Source organism: Bacteroides cellulosilyticus DSM 14838, from assembly GCF_000158035.1.
Lineage (GTDB): Bacteria > Bacteroidota > Bacteroidia > Bacteroidales > Bacteroidaceae > Bacteroides > Bacteroides cellulosilyticus.
In genome coordinates, this window is record NZ_EQ973491.1 from 1,455,130 (window position 1) to 1,476,191 (window position 21,062).

Here is a 21,062-nt window from a genome sequence, read left to right on the forward strand (position 1 = left end):
GGCAAGATCGTTGAAAGTGTGATTGGCGCTGATAATTTGAAATGGGAAAAAGCAAAAAAATGGACTTAGGTATTGAAGGTAACCTTTGGGGTAAAATTGATTTTACTATTGATTTCTTCCGTGATATACGTGATGGTATTTTTCAGGAGCGCAAGCAAGTGCCCGATTTTGTAGGTTTGGTTAGCATGCCTTACGGTAATGTAGGTAGTATGGAAAGTTGGGGATCTGACGGTAATATATCATTTACCCAACGTATTAATAAGGATATGGATTTCACTATTCGTGGAAATTTCACTTACTCTACGAATAAAGTGAAATATTTCGAAGAAGCAGATAATAAGTATGAATACTATTCGGCTTCCGGTAGACCTTATAATTATCAAAAAGGTTATATTGCTTTAGGACTTTTCAGTGATCAGGAGGAGATTGATAATAGTCCGAAACAAACATTTGGAGACTATATGCCGGGAGATATCAAATATAAGGATGTGAATGGAGACGGTATGATCAACAGTGATGACCGGGTACCATTGAGTTATTCTGACTATCCTCGTTTGTCATACGGTTTTGGTGGCGAGTTTCGCTGGAAGAAGTTGAGAGTGGGTGTTTTGTTCAATGGCATTGGTAATACAACTTACTATCGTGCTTATACTGATGGTAAAGACAATGTTGGTTATATACCTTTCTACGAAGAAAAATATGGAAATATACTAACGATTGCAGCTGACCCTGCCAATCGTTGGATTCCAGCCGATTATGATGATACGAGTATTCCGGCTGCGTTAAGAGAAAATCCGAATGCACTTTTTCCGCGTTTAAGTTATGGTAAAAATAACAACAATTCACAAACATCTACTTTCTGGCAAGGAAACCGTAGGTATCTGCGTTTACAGGAACTCAGTTTATATTATACGCTGGATTTACCGTTCGTTCGTAAATGTGGTATTAATAACATTGATTTGGCTATTATAGCTAATAATTTGTGTACATGGGATAATGTGAAACTATTCGATCCGGATCAGGCTGCAAGTAACGGTCGTAAATACCCTATACCGGGACGTGTAAGTTTTCAAGCAACCATCACTTTCTAATTTTAAAATGTTGAAACAATGAAAATAGGAAAATCATTTAAAGTTCTTCGGAATTTATTGTTAGCATCTTGCCTGGCGCTTCCGGGTGCATTTACTTCATGTAACTTCTTGGAAGTGGATGATCTTTTTGACGATACGATGAAGTTTGATAGTATATTTGTAAAATATGACTATTTGGTACAATATATGTGGGGAGTCTCTGATTTGCTTCCTGACGAGAGTAATGTTTTTCGTGCTCCTTTCAACCCTGGTCCCTTGGCTACGGATGAAGCTTTTACCAATTATACGAATAAAGATGGTATAAATTATGTACTTGGTAATATTAACGCTGATAATATCTCTGGAAAGACAATGAATATATGGCCTTCCATGTATCAGGTGATTCGAAAGTGTAATTATATTCTCAGCAGAAAGCATGAAGCTAAAATGACGACTGTACAGGATGAAGAAGTCACTGGTTATACTCATATGCTGAGAGGATACGCTTATTATAATCTGATACAAAATTATGGTCCTTGTATTTTGGTAGGTGACGAGATATTTCCTAATAATGAGCAGCCCGAAGCATACAATAGAGCTCGTTCTACTTATGATGAATGTGTGGACTATTGTTGTGAGGAACTGGAGAAAGCCGCAAAATATTTGCCGAGAGATATTGCTTCCAGTTATTTTGGACGGCCTTCTCGAGGTGCGGCATTTGCGTTGATTGCGCGTTTGCGTTTGCAGCAAGCTAGTCCGTTATATAATGGAGGAAATGCGGCACGTATTACTTATGGGGACTGGAAACGTTCTGTTGATGGAGTAAATTATATTAGCCAAACCTATGATGAAAGAAGGTGGGCTGTAGCTGCTGCCGCTTGTAAGAGAGTTATTGATATGAATAAATATAAATTGCATACTGTAAGTATTGACCCGATGCAACCGGTTCGTCCTTTGCCTTCTAATGTTCCAGATGCTAATTTCCCTGATGGTGCAGGAGGGATAGACTGTTATCGCTCTTATAGTGAGATGTTTAACGGAGAAACGATTGGTAGTAAAAATACTGAATTTATATGGGGAAGAAGTTTTGGTGATTTACGGAAACATATGGAAGAAGTATTTCCACCGAATGATATTATGGGGGGATATAATGGACTTTGTGTAACACAAAAGTTAGTTGACGCTTATTATATGGCTGATGGTAAAGATATAAAGAATTCCAGCAAAGAATACCCCTATAATATCGCTCAGGGTACTGTGACGGATGATAATTTTTCAAAGGTGAAAGAAAGCTTTTCTGGTTATGTAATACCTATAGGGGTATATGGTATGTATTTGAACCGTGAGAATCGTTTTTATGCTACAGTGGGCTTCTCCGGTCGTCATTGGTTTGTAAAATCAAATACACAGAGTCAATATGGTCCTTTCAATGTGTGGTATCATGAAATGAATACAGTGCCAGGATCAGATCTTTATGCAGGTAAATATTCCTCTGTCACCAATGTGATAGACTATCCCGGAACCGGGTATGTTCTTACTAAGTGGGTACATCCTATGGATGCTTTGAAAGGAACAGGTAGTAATCTGGTAGCCAAATATTATCCTATCATTCGTTATGCGGAAATATTGTTGGGATATGCTGAAGCTTTGAATCATTTAAAGGCATCCTATACTATTGAGTTGCCAGCTGTTAATGGAGGAAATCTTTCTCCTGAAACTTACAATGTATCTCGTGATCCTTCTGAAATAGCAAAGTATTTCAATCAGGTTCGTTATCGCGTAGGACTTCCTGGTCTGTCTTCTGAGGATATGGCAGATGAGACTAATTTGGATGAGATTATCAAACGTGAATACATGATTGAATTTGCCTGTGAGAATCGTCGCTATTTCGATGTACGTCGTTGGGGCATTTACGAGCAGACAGAGAAAGCTGGTATATATGGAATGCATTTGGGAGAAGATAAATATGGTTTCTACCAAACTCCCGCTCCTGTAAATCAAGTTAATAATCGTAATAGGATTATCGATAAAAAGCTAATTCTTTTGCCTTTACCAAAAGCAGAGGTACGGCGTGTACAGGATTTGGATCAGAATCCGGGTTGGGAAAACTAATTATAATATAATCGTATAAAGTAATATGTTATGAAAAATATATGCAATGAATATAATAAATGGCTATTGATACTGCCTTTTATAGGTATACTGGGTAGCTGCTCCAATGGAGATGAATTCTTTGAGGAAGAGCGCTATAAGAAGGAAATTTATGTTGTCAGTGATGTTAGTCAAGTGTTTCAGGCTGAATATGAAATGACTAAAAGTGACGAAGCTGTGAAAACACTGGCATTTGCTGTCAGCGGTACTAATCCTATAGATAGGGATGTGAATATTGTGGTAGAAAAAGATGAGGATTTATTGACGAAATATAACTACAGTAATTATATGGATGAGACGGATAAGTACGCTCATGGATTAAAAGAGACAGATTATACATTATCATCTTCTTCTGTCACTATAAAAGCGGGGGCCGAGTTGAAGGATCAGATTGGTAAGTTACCTATAACTTTGAAAACATCTGTGTTGGAGAATTTATCGGTTGATTCGACCTACTTTATCCCATTTCGTATTAAAGAGGCGAGTCCTTATGAAATAAATGAGGACAAGAGAAATGTATTGTATCGTATTTATAAAAAGAATCAATATGCGTCGCAGCGCAACAATACGTATTATAATTCTATAGGCTATATTGGTTCTGCTTTTTTTACTTCAACGAAAGTTGTACAGCCATTGTCTTATAATAAAATTCGTGTTTATGTTGGTAGTCAGGTCTATAGCTCCAGTGATACGAAGGCGACTATAAATAAGAATGCTATGATTATCACCGTCAATGAAGATAATACAGTAACCATGTCTCCTTACAGTACAGAGGGAGGACTAAAGGTAACCACTCTTATGCCAAGTGATGATCCCAATGACAGTTCGGGTTCGTATGGATATCGCAATGTATATAATCCGGATGAGCAACGCTTCTATTTATATTATAGTTATAATGCAGGAGGTGGGGAACAGATTATCCGCGAACAGATGACATTAGAATAATTGTATTTTGAAATGCCCTCCTTTTGTACTGGAAGAGGAGGGCTGTTTTTTTAATTGATAGATAGAAAAATAACATGGACAGGTTTCTTATACTTTGTTTAATGAGTGTAGTCTCTTTTTCAGCGTATTCGCAGGTAGGACTACTTGATGAGATTATTTTCGGCAACATACAGTCGGAAAAGAAGCATAATTTTGCTACAAATGCTACAGAAGTAATTAAGGGCGGGCTAAATGAGTCGGCACGATTGCTTCTTCCTGTGAAGGGAGAACGTGTTGAAGGTGGGAATATCACTTTTAAGATGAAAGTCGATTCAGAGAAGCAGAATTACTTTACAGCTCGCTTTTGGGGTTCCGATTCAGGTAACAGTAATATTTTAATCCTATTTTGCGAGGGTAAGCAAATTGGTTACCGCCATTTGGGAGATTATGATATGCTGGATATAGCTAATGATGAAGCACCTTTTCCGGGACGTTTTACCTATACTACTTTACCTTTGCCTCTGCAGATGACTCAAGGCAAAAAAGAGATTGAATTAAGTATACGTTCTACTGGAAGGATTGCCCGCTATGGAAATACATTCGATCAATATCAGAAAGTTATGACGGAACCAGCAAAGGCATTGTACAAAGGATATACCCATACCGGAAAATGCTTTATTCCCGCACGGCGTGAAAAACAGGGTGTCATGCCTTCATCTGCTGTACGTATAGCTCCTGGAATAGAAGTAATGGAGCAAGTAAAAGTACACGTCAATCGTGAACTCAAGAAATTGATGGCAAAAAAACAACCGGATCAGGAAGAATTATGGGTACTTTCTTATGCCTATAATGAACCTTGGACTATAGTATATCACGACAGGAAGGTTGCCGAAAAAACAATAGAAGCTACGGACTGGTATTATGTCCGCTATTCACAGAATCCCAAATCTGTTTATAACGACTCTTGGCTCACAGTGGGACCTTTGTGCCTGGCTTTAAATAGCTTTATCCCCGAAGTACGCGAGGTACTCGATGAAAAAATGGAAAATGGCCGGACGCGTCGTGATAATTGGACGCAGATGTGTGCGGAATGTCTGAACTATGCTAAGACACATCGCCGGCAATACACCAATCAAAGTCTGATTGTCGATCTGAATTTATATTGTGTCAATCGGTTCTTGTCTGTCATTGCGCCAGAAAAAGCATTGCCTGCCTATCAAACTTTAAAATATTTATATGAATCCATGGGAATTGTTCCATGGTTGGGAAGTGAGACGTCTGAAGGACCTTCGGAACCATTGGGCGACAACTACTTTCAACTTTCAGCTAAAGGACTTAGTAAAGAACTTGGTTTTGTTGGCGGATATGGAGAAATACTACATTGGATGTTACGTGTCTACGAGGCTACAGGTGTGTGTGGAGAAACGGATAGCCGTGATCCTTTGATTCGTGCTCAGTTGTTGAAAGTCTTAAAAGCGCGCAGTTATTTCCGCTATCCTTCTGTGGATGAAGATGGGAATAAAGCAATGCTAGCTGAGGCTGTAATAGGTTGGCGCGATCATGGAAAGTATCCGGGAACGATTCTTTATGGTGAAAAAGGATTGGATAAAGAAGGGGATCCTTTGATGACAGCAGCCTCTACGCTCGATCCTATTGCGGTGGCCTATGCGCAGCAGATGCTGGATGATAACCAGTTTTTTCATGTTGTCCGGGAAAAAATGAAGGACAGTTCGCTCAATTCCACTTATACCCTATTGCGCCTGCCAGGTGAATATGAATTGATTGCAAAGCAACCTCGCAGAGAGGATAAACTTCCGATGTCTTCAGGAATGCCGGATGCATTGTTTGCCGATGAAGAAGTTGGGGCGATAGCATTGAAGAATGGTGAAGAAATATTATATGCCTCTTTGTATTGGAGGGCAAACTACGCTATAAACTATTTGGCAAGAGTGCATTATATTACTCCGGAAATAGATAGGATAGCTACTATTTATGAAGATATCAAATTTACACCGAGTGGGTATACTTATAAACGGCCGGAACGTACTAACCTGTTTTTTTCGGATGCCCGTCATTTTTACCCCGAAGTGAAATCGGCACATACAGGTGAGGAATTGCCCATTGCTAAGATTCCGGAAGGCATCCGCTACGAACCAGGTTGGGAAAATGTATATGCCGGTAGGGGAGAGTTTTACTCATTGCGGTACGGTAAGTATCTGATAGGGATGAACTGCACACAGAATAAGGATTTTGTATTGAATATTCCCACCGCTAAAAAAGTGGTTAGCTTTCCTGCAAAAGAAATTGTTAAAGAATCTTCTGTCATAGTAAAACCGATGAGTACAGTCGTATTTATAATAGTGGAATAAGCTTATTATGGATAAAGAAAAATAAGAGAATATTATTATTGGATATGAAGAAGAATATAAAAATACTATTATTGACAATCACGTGTTGTAGCGTGCTACATGCACAAGATCATCTGAGGTTATGGTATGAAAAGCCTGCAAACACTTGGGTAGAAGCTTTGCCTTTAGGGAATGGCTATATTGGCGCAATGGTCTATGGTAAAGTAGAAAATGAACTGATACAGTTGAATGAAGGTACATTATGGACCGGAGTACCTTGTGTAAAGAGTGTCAATCCCGACGCTTACTCCTACTTATCAGAAATGCGCGAAGCGTTGTCGAGAGATGATTTTGCTGCAGCGGGAACTTTGAGTAAAAAAATGCAAGGCTATTTCTCCCAAAGTTTTCTTCCTTTGGGAGATCTTGAAATCAAGCAGTCTTTTGGTGATAGGAAAGCCTGGTATTTAGGATATAAACGTGAGTTGGACCTGAATGAAGCCATACTAACCACCAGTTTTTGGGAAGGCGGGGTGCAATATGTTCGCGAAATGTTTACTTCCGCTCCTGATAGAGTTATGGTCCTGCGTTTTACCGCAAGCCAAAAGGGAAAACTTGCGTTGGATTTTACTACGAAAAGCAGATTGTCGGATGCAGTTGAAGCTTTGGGGGATAATTGTTTGGCTATGGATGGCGCAGCACCAGCCCGTCTCGATCCGGCTTATTATAATCGCAAGGGACGTGAACCTATGATGAGGGTAGATGAGAATGGATGCAGTGGTATGCGTTTTCGTTCTTTGCTGAAGGCTATTCCTGTGGGGGGAACAGTCACGACAGATAAAAAAGGTATCCATATTAATGGAGCGGACGAGATTCTTGTCATATGGACGGCTGCAACAAGTTTCAATGGCTTCGATAAATGTCCGGCTTGCGAAGGCAAAGATGAGAAAATGCTTGCAGGGCAATATTTGGCAAAAGCATCGATTAAGTCATTCGATGAATTAAAAGACTCGCATATACGCGACTTTGCCTCTTATTTTGAGCGTGTAAGTTTGCAGCTTACAGATACGGTGGGTAGTAAGGTGAATGCACAACTACCTTCCGACTTCCGGTTGAAGCTTTATTCGTATGGTAATTATGATCCCCAGTTGGAGGAGTTGCTTTTTCAGTATGGTAGATATTTGCTGATTTCTTCTTCGCGTCTTGGTGGGACAGCTGCCAACTTGCAGGGAATTTGGAATAAAGATTTCCGTCCTCCTTGGAGCTCTAATTACACCATAAACATTAATACAGAAATGAATTATTGGCTTGCTGAAACTACCAATTTATCGGAAATGCACACACCTTTGCTTAGCTGGATTAAAGATTTGTCGAAGGCAGGTCGTGCTACAGCCAAGGAGTTTTATCATGCAAAAGGTTGGGTGGCACATCATAATTCCGATATTTGGGGGCTTAGTAATCCTGTGGGGAATAAAGGAGATGGAAGTCCTGAATGGGCAAACTGGACAATGGGAGGAAACTGGCTATGTCAGCATCTATGGGAACATTATTGTTTCACTGGCGATAAGCAATTTTTGGCAGATGAGGCTTATCCTGTTATGAAAGAGGCAGCATTGTTCTGTTTGGATTGGTTGGTGGAAAGAGGAGATTATTTAATAACTTCTCCATCGGTATCTCCTGAAAATTTGTTTGTGGTGGATGGAAAGAAATATGCTGTTTCCGAGGCTTCTACAATGGATATGGCTATTATTAGAGATTTATTTTCCAATTTGATAGAAGCTTCGGAAGTTTTAAATATAGATCGTAAGTTTCGCAAGCAATTGGTTACTGCAAAAAATAAGCTTTTCCCTTATCAGATCGGAGCTAAAGGACAATTGCAGGAATGGAGTAAAGACTATGTGGAAAACGATCCTCACCATCGCCACTTGTCTCATTTATTTGGTTTGCATCCGGGGCGTGATATATCTCCATTACTTACGCCTGAATTAGCAAAAGCTGCCCAAAAAACATTTGAATTACGTGGTGATGATGGGACGGGATGGAGCAAAGGATGGAAGATAAATTTTGCTGCACGCTTGTTGGATGGGAATCATGCTTATAAGATGATTCGTGAAATCATGAGATATGTCGATCCTACTTTAAATACGAATCATGGAGGTACATATCCCAATTTCTTTGATGCCCATCCTCCCTTCCAAATTGACGGTAATTTCGGTGCTACAGCCGGGGTTGCCGAGATGCTTTTGCAGAGTCATTTAAAAGAACTGCATTTGTTGCCAGCTCTTCCTGTTGTCTGGCCTTCGGGCAAAGTAAAGGGACTCAAGGCTCGTGGCAATTTTGAGGTAGATATAGTTTGGGAGAAGGGAACACTGAAATCGGCCCGGATTCGTTCGAATTTAGGGAATAAGTGTGTGCTCCGTACATCCGTTCCCGTGAAAGTGGAAGGTGCAGAATGCCTTCAATCACAAGATAAAGGATATTACTTGACAACATTTGCCACAATTCAGGGTGAAGACTATCAGATATGGAGAGAGTAAACACTGATATTTGTTCTTGTCTTTTGCGTACCTGAACCGTATCCGGACTGTACTTGCTCCGTACATTCTCCACTCAGAGATACCTCTACACGGAGCCGATACGGAGCAGGTACGGAGCAAGTACGGTACAGGTCGGCGTAGATACCTTCTGAACAGGATTCAATGGAATAAATTGTATGAGAGTGAATCGAATATCCTTTTAACTGATTAGAATTTGAAAAATACATCTGAATATGCGAAAAATAGTAACATTTTTATCTCTTTTGCTTTTAATGGGAACTGTGGTCGGACAAAATATAACCGATTTGTCTGTAATGCACCGAACCGATGTGGATTCAAGTTTATTGAATATCGGTACTTATCCTTCTATTGTAGATACTGTATTCCTTCATCCGGATCGTGTTCGTTACGATCACCGCTGTTTTCAGTTGGATGGGAAAGACACTTTTATATTTAGTGGTACTTTCCACTATTTTCGTGTGCCCCAACCCTTGTGGGCCGATCGTTTCCGTAAGCTGAAAGCAGCAGGGTTCAATTGTGTGGAAACGTATATTCCTTGGAATTGGCATGAACGCACTATGCCCCGTTCTGTAACAGACGAATCACAGATTGATCTGCGTGAACTGAACGATTTTCTTGTAATGGCTGAGGAGTTTGGGTTTTATGTAATCCTTCGTCCCGGACCCTATATTTGTGCCGAATGGAGTGGGGGAGGATTTCCACAATGGATTATGCAGAAAAAGCCTGCTAAGCCTGCGTTTGATGTTTGGTTGCAAAGTAATGATCCGGAATTTATGCGCTGGAATGAACATTGGTATCGTGCTGTGTGCAGGGTTGTTGCGCCACATCAGTTAATTCATAAACCGGTAGGCGGCAAAGGAGTTATCTTGTTTCAGGTAGAGAATGAATTCAACCGTGTCCGTTGGTTCCCAAAAGAAGCAAAAAAAGATTATCTGGACAAGTTGGCTTTTATTGCTCGTAAATATGGAATAGAAGTACCTATTATTACGTGTTGGACTGATGAATCACGCAATGTGGAAACTGGTATATTGAATGGAGTGGTAGATATGGTGAATAGTTATCCTCGCTGGCAGATAGAGAAGAATTTAGGCCGTTTGGTCGATTTACAGATGAAAACACAGCCTGGAAAACCATTGATATCAGGAGAATTGCAAGGTGGCTGGTGTTGTGAATTAGGCTGGCAGTTGAGTTGGAAGCAGGATGGACTTCCTCCTGTGCAGACACAAAATATTACTCTTTATACTTTACAGCGTGGATTCAGTGCACTGAACTTCTATATGGCAGTAGGTGGCACGAATTTTGACGATTGGGCGGCCCGCCAGCAAGTCACTTCCTATGATTATGCAGCTGCTATTGGCGAAGATGGGGTTGTTAACGAGCGTTACCGTAGATTTCAGGGGTTATCTACTTTTATCAATGAACACGGTACGCGTATTGCCCGTGCCGATCTAGTATCTTTGGATTATATTACAACAGATACATTAGTGAAGTTAGCATTACGCTGTGCTAAAAATGGAGATCGCTACTATTTCGTACGTACTGAAGAACGTTCACGCCAACATTTCGGAACAATTCGTACGGATGACTTGGAATTTGATTTTGCTTTGGAACCGTTCGGTTCTATGGTTTATTATCTGCCAGCAGGTGCTACACAGGGGGAATGGTTCCCAAAACTTCCTGATCCTCAGATACGCCCGGCAACCAAGATTGCAAAAATAGAACTTAAAAAACAAGGTGAATGGGCTGATAAATTGCCAACAAAATGGACACGCTTGAAGAAAGGTGAAGCGATTGATAACCATGGTATTTACGGCCGTCATTTTGTCTATTATAAAACAAATGCTTTTGAGGGATGCACTCTTGAAGTAGGGCGTATCGGTAAGAAGGTGGTGAACGGGAGTGTTGCTGATACAGTACTGGTGTCTGTAAATGGAAAACTGCTTCCTATATTTTCAGAAACAGAGGAGAGTACGCACTATTGTATTCCGGGTGATTCGCTTAGCGGAAGAAGAGTGGAAGTTATCTTGTTGTTTGAAAATAAGGGATTGCATCACCATACTAATTGGGCTGTAGAAAAATTTTGGTATATAGGTCCTACCTATGTACGTTGTAAAGGTAAGGAACTTCCACTTAGTTATGCATATCTTGAGAATGAACGTGGAGTCAGGTATTCTTCTTCCATGAAAGAGAATGTAGACTTAGGGGATATAGTTGGTGAGTCTTTGCTTAAATGGTATCGGTACTCATTTGATTTGCCGCAGGGCCAAACGGTTACTTCTTGCTTCCTGAAATTAGAGCAGAATGGCAATGGCTTCATTTACGTAAACGGGCATTGTATTGGCCGTTGTTGGGAGCAGGGACCGCAATCTGAATACTATATTCCCGAGTGCTGGCTGAATACTGATAAACCGAATATTGTAACAGTCAGTTTACGCCCTACTGCTCAAGGGGCTAATGTAAAGGTGGCAGGTATAAAAGCGTTGCATAAGTGAAGTCACCTGTATGATTTGATAAACCATAAGTAAACCTATATAATAAAAATGAAAATAAAAGCAGTAATTTTCTCAGTAATCTTGTTTGTTGTGAATGGTTCTTCTGTTTCTGCCCAGCAGAATGAATGGGAAAATCCGGTAAAGTATGAGTGGAATAAGGAAAAGCCGCATGCCGATTTTTTTATTTATGAGCGTCCGGAAGATGCAATGAAAGAAGAGGAGAGACTTTCTCCTTGGTATAAGTCATTGAATGGAAAGTGGAAATTCACCTATTCGCCAACTATAGAGAAAAGTGATAACTATTTTTATCATGAGAAATTGCAGGACGAGAGTTGGACTGATATTGCAGTACCTTCCAATTGGGAATTGCAGGGATTTGGTGAACCTATTATCCGTAATATTCAGTATGTCTTTTCTCCGAATCCCCCATATATCGATGTAGATAATCCTGTAGGAACCTATCGTAAGACATTTACTGTCCCGTCCGGCTGGGAAGACAGAGAAATAATGCTTCATTTCGGTTCCATCAGCGGTTATGCGCAAATATATGTCAACGGACAAAAAGTGGGGATGAGTAAAGCCTCGAAGACCCCTGCGGAATTTAATGTGACCCGTTATCTGAAAGAAGGGGAAAACTTGCTTGCGGTTCAGGTCTATCGTTGGCATGACGGGAGTTATATGGAGGACCAGGATTTCTGGAGGCTGACAGGTATAGAACGGGATGTATTTCTACATGCCTATCCGAAGTTTACCATTTGGGACTTTTTTTTGAAAGCAGATTTGGATGGCTCATATAAGAATGGTCTCTTTCAGGCAACTGTTGATCTTCGCGAATTTAGCGGCAATACTTTCAAAAAAGGTTTGCTTAAATTAGAATTGCTGGATGCTGCCGGAAAGAGAGTGCTGACACAACAAAAGATGTTCGATGTAGACGGTGAACTTACGACTGTGTCATTCTCTGGTTCCGTAAAGAATGTAGCGAAGTGGAGTGCGGAAAAACCTGATCTTTATGATTGTGTACTCACTTTGCTGGATGAGAATAATAGGAAATTGGCTGTGACTGCTCATAAAACAGGATTCCGGAAGATCGAGATTAAAGATGCTAAATTAATGGTGAATGGAGTGCCTGTTTACATAAAGGGAGTCAACCGGCATGAACATAATGACAGTTTGGGGCATACGCAAAATCGTGAAATCATGATGAATGATCTCAAACTCATCAAGCAATTGAATATAAATGCGGTTCGTACATGCCATTATCCCAATCATCCATTGTTCTATAAACTCTGTGATAAATATGGTATTTATATTGTAGATGAGGCAAATATAGAAAACCATGGAATGGGTTCGGTTCCTTATTTTAAAGATACCATCCCGCATCCCGCTTACCGGTCTGAGTGGTATGCGGCCCATGTCGACCGTATTTCTCGCATGGTGGAGAGAGATAAGAATCATGCTTGTGTCATAGGTTGGTCACTGGGAAATGAGTGTGGTAACGGAAAAGTTTTTCATGATGAATACCGGCGTTTGAAAGAATATGACCCGGGACGTTTTGTGCAGTTTGAACAGGCATGGGAAGACTGGAATACAGATATTGTATGTCCGATGTATCCTAATATGGGAAGGATTACCGGCTATCGTGATTCTGGCAAACAGCGTCCGTACATCATGTGTGAATATGCGCATGCGCAAGGCAATAGCAATGGAAATTTCAAGGATATCTGGGACGTGATTTATGATAGTCCGAATTTACAGGGTGGATTTATATGGGACTTTATGGATCAAGGGTTCAAGATGAAGACAGAACCGAGAGACGGCCGGGTGTACTGGATGTACAATGGTCGGATGGGCAGTTATAAATGGCTGGAAGATAAAAAGGGGGAGCTGAACACGGGTACTGATGGGATTATATCCGCCAATGGTATTCCTAAGCCGCAGGCTTATGAAGTGAAGAAGGTGTATCAATATATTCAATTCAATGAAAAAGAGCTTGGTAAAGGTATTGTTACAATTAAAAACCGTTATGATTTTACGAATCTGAATGAGTATGACTTTACTTGGGAGATAATTAAGAATGGCAAGAATATTGCTACCGGAGACTTTAAAATAGATTTGAAGCCTCATCAGGAGGCAGAAGTACGTTTGGAGCTTCCCGCAATACCCGTGGATGAAAATGAGTATTTTCTGAATCTCTATGCTTATACGAAGAAAGCGACAGATTTGGTTCCGGCGCATTATGAGGTGGCGAAAGAACAATTAGAATTGAAACGGGGTAATGTGTTTACCTCTCTTCCCGATTGTTCCGGCAATTTGACGTATAAGGTAGTGGATAACGTGCTTTCTTTTGAATCGGGAACAGTTTCCGGCAAAATAGATTTGAAAAAAGGAATGTTGTTCGACTATATGAAGAACGGTAAGAAACCTATCAAACAATATCCTGAACCAGCTTTCTGGCGTGCACCGACAGATAATGATTTCGGAAATAAAATGCCTCTTCTGGCAGGCGTATGGCGCACTGCTCATGTCAATCGTTATGTCAAAGAAGTTACAGTAGGAAACAAGAATGAAAAAGGACTGCCGGTAAAGATTGAGTGGGTGTTGACTGATATTCAGGTGCCCTATACTATGGAATATCTGATACGTAATGATGGTTCGCTTGTAGTAACCGGAAGTATTGACCTGAACGGAACCAGACTCCCGGAACTGCCGCGCTTCGGAATGCGAATAGAACTGAATCAGCCATACGATAATTTAAGTTATTACGGCAGAGGACCTCAGGAAAATTATATTGACCGCTGTTCCGGTTCGTTTATAGGTTGTTATGATGATAAAGTCGAAAATCAGTATTATGAATATATACGTCCGCAGGAAACGGGTAATAAGACGGATGTTCGTTGGCTGACTTTGCTGGATAGCGATGGAGCGGGCATAAAGATTACCGGTTTGCAGCCTATCGCTTTTTCTGCCTTGCATTTTACACCGGAAGACCTTGATCCGGGATTGACACGCAAAATGCAGCACACAATTGATGTTATTCCACAAAAGAACGTTTTTCTGCATGTAGATATGAAACAGCGTGGGCTTGGGGGAGATAACAGTTGGGGTATGTATCCGCATACTGAATATCGCCTACTTGATAAGAAATATAGTTATAGTTATATACTGGAACTTGAGTAAATAGGTTGTCAGATTCGTATGTTAGTAAGTCCGGAAATAGTAATATAAACAATATAAACCATGAAACGAATTGTTTTATCCTTTTTAATGCTGCTGTGTATGGCTACGATATATGCACAGAAAGTAAAACATCCTTCATTGCTTTATACGCCTGAGCGTATTCAGTCGGTAAAGAACAGAATAGCCAGAGAGCCTGAAGTAGCCGAATGTTGGAAACAGATTAAAGAAACTGCCGACAAAAAGTTGCAAAATGGTGGGCTGAACGATGTGGAATATCTTTCATTGACTTATCTGATGACAGGCGAGAAGAAGTATTCGGATCGGATAAAGAAAATTCTTCTGGACGTCATACAGGCAAAGACTTGGGGAAGCGCTGAAATGCTTGCGCGTATTCCCGTATGGACTGCCGATTTGGGATTGTCACATAAGGCGCATCTTTCTGCCATTGCTTATGATGCCATTTACAACGATCTTTCTACTTCCGAGCGGAAAGAGATTGCATTAGGGTTGAAACGCCTCGCTTTAGATCCTTCGTTGGGAGATTGGTTGCTTGAACCTACGCGTATACATGCATTGAATTCTATGGGGCATAATTGGTGGACTTCTTGTGTCTGCATGGGTGGTCTTTTGGCATTGAGCCTTCAGAATGAGATACCGGAAGCTAAGGAAGGGGCAAGATTTTTGAATGAAGCCTTGCCCGAGTGGTTTAGTTTTGCCGGAGATGTACTTCAGCAAAAGCCGAAGTCATTTGATGATGCCGGTGGCATGTATGAGAGTCTGAACTACGCCAATTTTGGTATTCAGGAGGCTTTGAAATTCCGCCTGGCATGGATGAATATGAATCCGGGTGAGAGGCAGCCGGAAATACCTGAACTGGAAAAGATTTCTGATTATTTTATGCATGTATGCTACCCGCGTACTGGGATTTTGTATAATCTCAATTTTGGTGATAGTCATAAGAATGTGTCGGCTGAAAGCAGTTTGATGTTGCTGTATGCGTTGGGTATAAGGAATGATAATATGCTTTGGTATATGAATCAGGTGGAGCAAGGGCAACATCGTGACGGTTATTTTATGAATCGTCCTATGGGATTTCTCTATACACCGGATCTAAGTAAGGCACCTAAGGTACCGGAGTTGAAAAAGTCGCAGTTGTTTTCTGATTTCGGTTGGGCCATAATGCGTACTTCCTGGGAAAAAGATGCTACGATGCTGGCAGTGAAGTCCGGGCATACGTGGAATCATTCCCACGCAGATGCGAATTCGTTTATTCTTTTTCATAAAGGAGTCGATATACTGAAAGATGCTGGTAATTGTTGGTATCCGAACCCTAATTATCGTAATTATTTCTTCCAGAGTCAAGCGCATAACGTTGTATTGTTCAATGGCAAAGGGCAGCCGCGTGAGCAGCAGTATCATGGTTCTACACTACGTGGTTATCTTCATCATTTGCTGGATGGCGATAACGTGAAATATGTACTGGCAGATGGTACAGGACCTTATTCTGATCAGTTCAGCCGTAACTTTCGTCACTTCTTATGGATAGATAATGTCATTTATATGGTTGATGACCTGAAGACGCACGATATTGGACACTTTGAGTGGCTTTGGCATCCGGGTGGAGAGGCCAAGAAACAAGGTATTGATTTGGATATAACAAACGGCAACTCCTCGATAGTGGTACGTCCGCTTTATCCACGCTTGTTGGCGAAGTCCGATTTTGTTCATGATTATCCGGAAGACCTTTACTGGGAAGTAGTGGAAGCACCTACCGAAGATCTGAAAGGAACAGAAAATTACTATTCTTTTCATCTACCAGCCAAGGTGGATCGTGTGAAAGGGCTGACGGCTATTATTTTGAAAGACACTCCGGGTGAGAAAGAACTTCCTCAGATGGAGAGACGTGAAGGTAAGGACTGGATCGGACTGCGTATCCGAAACAAGGGTAAAGTGACGGATTTGTATATTAACCAGTTGGCAGATGGACGTCTGATGCATAGTAACTCTTGGATTGAAGCTGACGGTTGGTTTACGGATGCTTATATGTTTGCCGTTACTTATGAAGAAGATGCTGACCCTGCCGATTCAAAAGATCTCTTTGTTTGTTATGGTAGTGCCTTGCGACGTGGAACTACATCTTATTTTGCTTCCCTTTCTAAGTTATTTATCATCCAAAAGGAAGAGAATAGGAAACTGAAACTTTGGATAGAAGGGCAGCCGAAAGTACACGCTACTTTTGGAAATATGAAACGTCCTTCTGCTTGGAGTTAATGAGAAAGCGATGCCGGTGATTTATGAACGGGCGGTGGTGAAAGTGAAATATTAAAGTCGGATGAAGAAGAAAAGCTTTCTTTTATATGTGGAATTAATGCTACAGGGATTTGTGGCTTTGGCGTTTGCCCAACAAACGCCTGATAGTATTTTTGCGAGCTATTTTCGTAGTGCGCAAACTTTTGCTGATACTTATCCCCGTGAGAAAGCTTATCTTCACTTTGATAATACCAGTTATTATCGCGGGGATACTATTTGGTTCAAGGCTTATGTGGCAACTGCCGAAGGAAATAGGCGCAGTTCTATTAGCAGACCTCTTTACGTGGAACTATTGGATCAGCTGGGAAACTTAATAGAACGTCAGATTGTAAAGCTGGAGCAGGGTGAGGGACATGGACAGATAATACTTAAGACTTCTTATCTTACGGGATATTATGAAGTCCGTGCTTATACCCGCTGGATGCAGGCTTTTGATGCGAAGCCCTATTTTTCACGCACTTTTCCGGTCTACCAGAGCAAGTGGCTGAATGGAAATATGGAAAGAAGTATTAGTACCTATTATTTGGATAAAACGATGAAACAACGCCCTTCCACTATAAAGGAGAAGTTTATTCTCCGTTTCTTTCCCGAAGGTGGCGGGCTGGTTCGTGGGCTTGCCTCGATTGTTGCTTTTGAGGCGGAAAGCCGTGATCAGGGACCTGTTTCTGTAACGGGAGTTATTCGTACTAAAGACAATCGTATTCTGACGGATATTTCCACTCTGCATGAGGGGATGGGGTACTTTGCTTATACTCCTGAGCTAGAACCTGCTATAGCTGAGGTGGAGTATGAGGGTAAAATGTATTGTTTTACTCTTCCTGAAGCTTCATCGAGCGGATATGTCATGTATGCTACAAATAAAAACGGCGTATTGGATGTACGGGTAATGAAGAATCTTGAAACCTCACAGGATACTTTGGCATTGTTTATTTCCTGCCAGGGACGGCCGTATACGTATGGTGTGTTTGATTTTGCGGGTGGTCCTATTCAGCATTTTTATGTTCCTACCACTCGTCTTTCTGGCGGTGTGGTGCAGTTGTCCTTGATTTCAACGAGGGGGGCCACTCTTTGTGAACGTTTGTGTTATGTGATGCCCGAACGTACTTGCCGGATCGAGGCGGATCTGACCGACAGGACGTACAAACCATACGAACCGGTTTGTTTTCATTTATCTGTCCGTGATAAAGATAATCATCCCGTGCGTACCCGTTTATCTGTTTCTGTTTGTGATGCCTTAAATTCGGATTGCCTTGAATACGATAACAGTATCTATACGGATTTACTTTTGACTTCTGACCTCAAAGGTTATATTCATCAACCCGGTTATTATTTTGCGGACTCCTGTTCTCAGCGTCTGAAAGCGTTGGATTTACTTATGCTTGTCAGGGGGTGGCGTAAATATGATATGGAACAGGCTATCGGCACTTGTTCTTTTAATCCGTCCTGTTTTCCCGAGCGTGAGTTGGTGCTTCGTGGCCAGGTTCGTTCATATGCCCGCCTGAAGGCGCGTGGTAATATGGTGGTTAGCGTGTTGGTACAACGTGATTCGTCTTCCATTGCCGGGAGTAGTTTGGCTGATTCTCTTGGACACTTCTCTATTCCGCTTGAGTTTCTTGAAGGGACAATGGATGCTTTGATACAGACCAGTCAGGTAGGAAGGAAGCATAACAAGATGACTGCTATTTGTTTGTCCCGTAATTTTTCTCCACCTTTGCGTAGGTATGGTTATCCCGAGTTGCATCCTTCTTATGTAGATACGGATAGCTTGCGTTTATTGTCCGCTTTGTCCGATTCGTTGTATGAAGACTCTATAAAAGGCGATGCCCATAGGTTGAATGAGGTTTTGGTAAAGGGAAGTCGACGGAAGAGGCATAGGATTGTAGAATTTGAACAGAGTATTAGTGCTTATTACGATGTACCTGTTTTGTTGGATGAAATGCGTGATGAGGGAATGTATATATCCAAATTATATGATTTGTTACCGCGTTTGAATAAAGATATGGTAGTAGAGGAATATTTGAATGAAGGAGAGTATAGTACTATTACGTGTAAAAATAAATCATTGTTCTACTTTGTGGATGGAAAGTTAATGTCTGACGGAGAAGTTTATTTGTTTCTGGGGGACGACGTAGATGCGATAAAATATATAATACTATGTGAAGGCAGAGGATCATTGAATGCGGGAGAAATGAACACAATTCGCAATAATCCGGTTGATTTTGGTATTTTAGGGGAAATAGATCATTTTGATTATATTGTTAACGGTTATTCACGGGAATCGTTGCTTGCAGGTGTAATTTGCTATATAACTACTGTTGATGGTTGGCGCCCTGAACGAAATTCCGGTGGCTCCTGGGGGATTCGTCGTACCCGTATTCAAGGATATTCTCGTCCTTTGGAATTCTACTCTCCTAATTATGGAGAAAGTAAACTGTTTCCTCCCGATGATCATCGTAGGACATTGTACTGGAATCCAGATGTAGAAACGGATGAACATGGTAATGTGGAATTGAAATGTTATAATGCTGGTAATTCTACTTATTTAACCATCAGAGCAGAATCACTATATAATGGAGAGCCGATAACTTTGACCAAATAGTGTAGAATAAGCGCACTTTCAACAATAATTTTAATATTTGATTAGGTACCTCAGTCCTGCCAATCGTTTTTTCTTATAAAGCATACGATGTTCGCTAACTTATACAGCGGACATCGTATAAATAACCATCTTAAATAATACAATATTATGAAATTTACATTGTTGAAATGTGCCATGTTCTTATTTGGCATTTTATTGAACATCCCAATGTCAGTGTTTTCTCAGCGTACTTTTGTACATCCCGGTGGGGTTCATAACCGCGCTGATCTGGATCGTATTAAAGAAAAAGTATTAGCAAAGGAATCACCTTGGATAGAAGGTTGGAATCTGATGATTGAAGATTCTAAAGCGCAATATACATATAAAGCGGCTCCTGCAGAGTCTGTTTCAGGACCAAGTGGACGCCGGCAACGTGCGGCCCGTGATGGGGTGGCTGCATACTATAATTTTCTACGTTGGTATGTGACTGGGGATGAACGTCATGCAGAGTGTGCGGTGAATATTCTGAATGACTGGTCTGCGGCTGTGAATGGAGTGATTACCGGTGAATTGTATCAATTGCCTGCCAGTATAATGGTGCAGGTAGCTGAGGTGGTTCGTGCATATCCCGGCTGGAAAGCTGACGATATTGAACGTTTTAAAAAAATGTGCAAGGAGTATTTTTATCCGGCATGTAAGCAGTCAGGAGGTTGTGGAAGTTGGTCTGGTTGGGACGGACCTTCCAATACCTGCAATCTGGCTATCGGAATATTCTGCGATGATGAAAAAATCTATAATGAAGCTGTCGATTACTATAAACATGGTGTTGGAGGAGGTTGTCTGACAGAAATGGTAAATCCACGTACTTATCAGGTAAATGAGATGGGGCGTGATACGCCACATGCCGAAATTGGGCCGGGCAGTGCGGCTGAGCTTTGTCAAATGGCATGGAATCAAGGAGATGACCTTTTCGGATTAGAGGACAACTTATTACTGAAGGGATTTGAATATATGGGTAAGTACAATCTTGACCATGCCTATGATGAGTGGGAGTGGAAATTGGATGAAGATTGTGCCCAACGCTATTTCTATTATCCGGCTTGTCGCTGGCGTTGCAATAGTTTGAATTCTTTTGTGGTATCGAATATGCCCGCCAATGAAATTATCTATAATCATTATGCAGTAAGGAAAGGTTTGGATGCTCCTTATACGAAAGCGGTGATCAATGCACGCGGATTGACAGCTTGCGGCTGGGAGGCTCCAGGGTATACAGCTTTTACGTATACATTGGATGCTGCAAAATCTCCTTTCCGCGAACATACATTGCCCTCTGCTCCACTGAATGTGAGAGTGATTCCCGGTTTAGAGGAGGTGGTTGTGTCTTGGCAATCAGTTGAGGGAGAAGTGATTAACGGTGCGGTGATTCAGCGTGCTCCCTTTCCTGAAGGACCTTTTGA

General features: G+C 41.2%; 9 protein-coding genes and 1 pseudogene. All 10 read left to right on the top strand.

Going from position 1 to position 21,062, the window contains the following annotated elements; genetic code table 11:
• The first annotated feature begins 59 nt into the window (after positions 1–59).
• Positions 60–1,091 carry a SusC/RagA family TonB-linked outer membrane protein gene (locus BACCELL_RS17960; protein WP_007213391.1) on the top strand — a complete coding sequence of 344 codons (1,032 nt, stop codon included), beginning with the start codon at positions 60–62 and terminating at the stop codon, positions 1,089–1,091.
• 18 nt (positions 1,092–1,109) lie between these two features.
• Positions 1,110–3,182 (top strand): RagB/SusD family nutrient uptake outer membrane protein, encoded by a 2,073-nt coding sequence (locus BACCELL_RS17965; protein WP_007213392.1) that lies wholly within the window; start codon positions 1,110–1,112, stop codon positions 3,180–3,182.
• A 30-nt stretch (positions 3,183–3,212) separates the two neighbouring features.
• Positions 3,213–4,166 carry a BT_3044 domain-containing protein gene (locus BACCELL_RS17970; protein ID WP_007213393.1) on the top strand — a complete coding sequence of 318 codons (954 nt, stop codon included), beginning with the start codon at positions 3,213–3,215 and terminating at the stop codon, positions 4,164–4,166.
• A gap of 74 nt (positions 4,167–4,240) precedes the next feature.
• Positions 4,241–6,514: a hypothetical protein gene (locus BACCELL_RS17975; protein WP_007213394.1), complete on the top strand. Its 2,274-nt coding sequence runs from the start codon at positions 4,241–4,243 to the stop codon at positions 6,512–6,514.
• 44 nt (positions 6,515–6,558) lie between these two features.
• Entirely contained in the window at positions 6,559–9,027 is a 2,469-nt protein-coding gene (locus BACCELL_RS17980; protein ID WP_007213395.1) for a glycoside hydrolase family 95 protein, read from the top strand.
• A gap of 233 nt (positions 9,028–9,260) precedes the next feature.
• Entirely contained in the window at positions 9,261–11,540 is a 2,280-nt protein-coding gene (locus BACCELL_RS17990; protein ID WP_236100713.1) for a beta-galactosidase, read from the top strand.
• 48 nt (positions 11,541–11,588) lie between these two features.
• Positions 11,589–14,717, top strand: a complete 3,129-nt coding sequence (locus tag BACCELL_RS17995; protein ID WP_007213398.1) for a glycoside hydrolase family 2 TIM barrel-domain containing protein — start codon at positions 11,589–11,591, stop codon at positions 14,715–14,717.
• A gap of 60 nt (positions 14,718–14,777) precedes the next feature.
• Positions 14,778–17,043 (top strand): annotated as a pseudogene (locus BACCELL_RS18000) (heparinase II/III domain-containing protein).
• Positions 17,044–17,049: 6 nt separating this feature from the next.
• Positions 17,050–19,626, top strand: a complete 2,577-nt coding sequence (locus BACCELL_RS18005) for a hypothetical protein (protein ID WP_007213400.1) — start codon at positions 17,050–17,052, stop codon at positions 19,624–19,626.
• Between the two features lie 147 nt (positions 19,627–19,773).
• On the top strand, positions 19,774–21,062 hold a 1,289-nt coding region (locus BACCELL_RS18010; RefSeq protein ID WP_007213401.1), incomplete at its 3' end, for an alginate lyase family protein.

What these genes read in the sequence shown, in the direction of transcription:
- BACCELL_RS17960 (WP_007213391.1), top strand. Translation starts at nt 60, where the DNA reads ATGGACTTAGGTATTGAAGGTAACCTTTGGGGTAAAATTGATTTTACT.
- BACCELL_RS17965 (WP_007213392.1), top strand. Translation starts at nt 1,110, where the DNA reads ATGAAAATAGGAAAATCATTTAAAGTTCTTCGGAATTTATTGTTAGCA.
- BACCELL_RS17970 (WP_007213393.1), top strand. Translation starts at nt 3,213, where the DNA reads ATGAAAAATATATGCAATGAATATAATAAATGGCTATTGATACTGCCT.
- BACCELL_RS17975 (WP_007213394.1), top strand. Translation starts at nt 4,241, where the DNA reads ATGGACAGGTTTCTTATACTTTGTTTAATGAGTGTAGTCTCTTTTTCA.
- BACCELL_RS17980 (WP_007213395.1), top strand. Translation starts at nt 6,559, where the DNA reads ATGAAGAAGAATATAAAAATACTATTATTGACAATCACGTGTTGTAGC.
- BACCELL_RS17990 (WP_236100713.1), top strand. Translation starts at nt 9,261, where the DNA reads ATGCGAAAAATAGTAACATTTTTATCTCTTTTGCTTTTAATGGGAACT.
- BACCELL_RS17995 (WP_007213398.1), top strand. Translation starts at nt 11,589, where the DNA reads ATGAAAATAAAAGCAGTAATTTTCTCAGTAATCTTGTTTGTTGTGAAT.
- BACCELL_RS18005 (WP_007213400.1), top strand. Translation starts at nt 17,050, where the DNA reads ATGAAGAAGAAAAGCTTTCTTTTATATGTGGAATTAATGCTACAGGGA.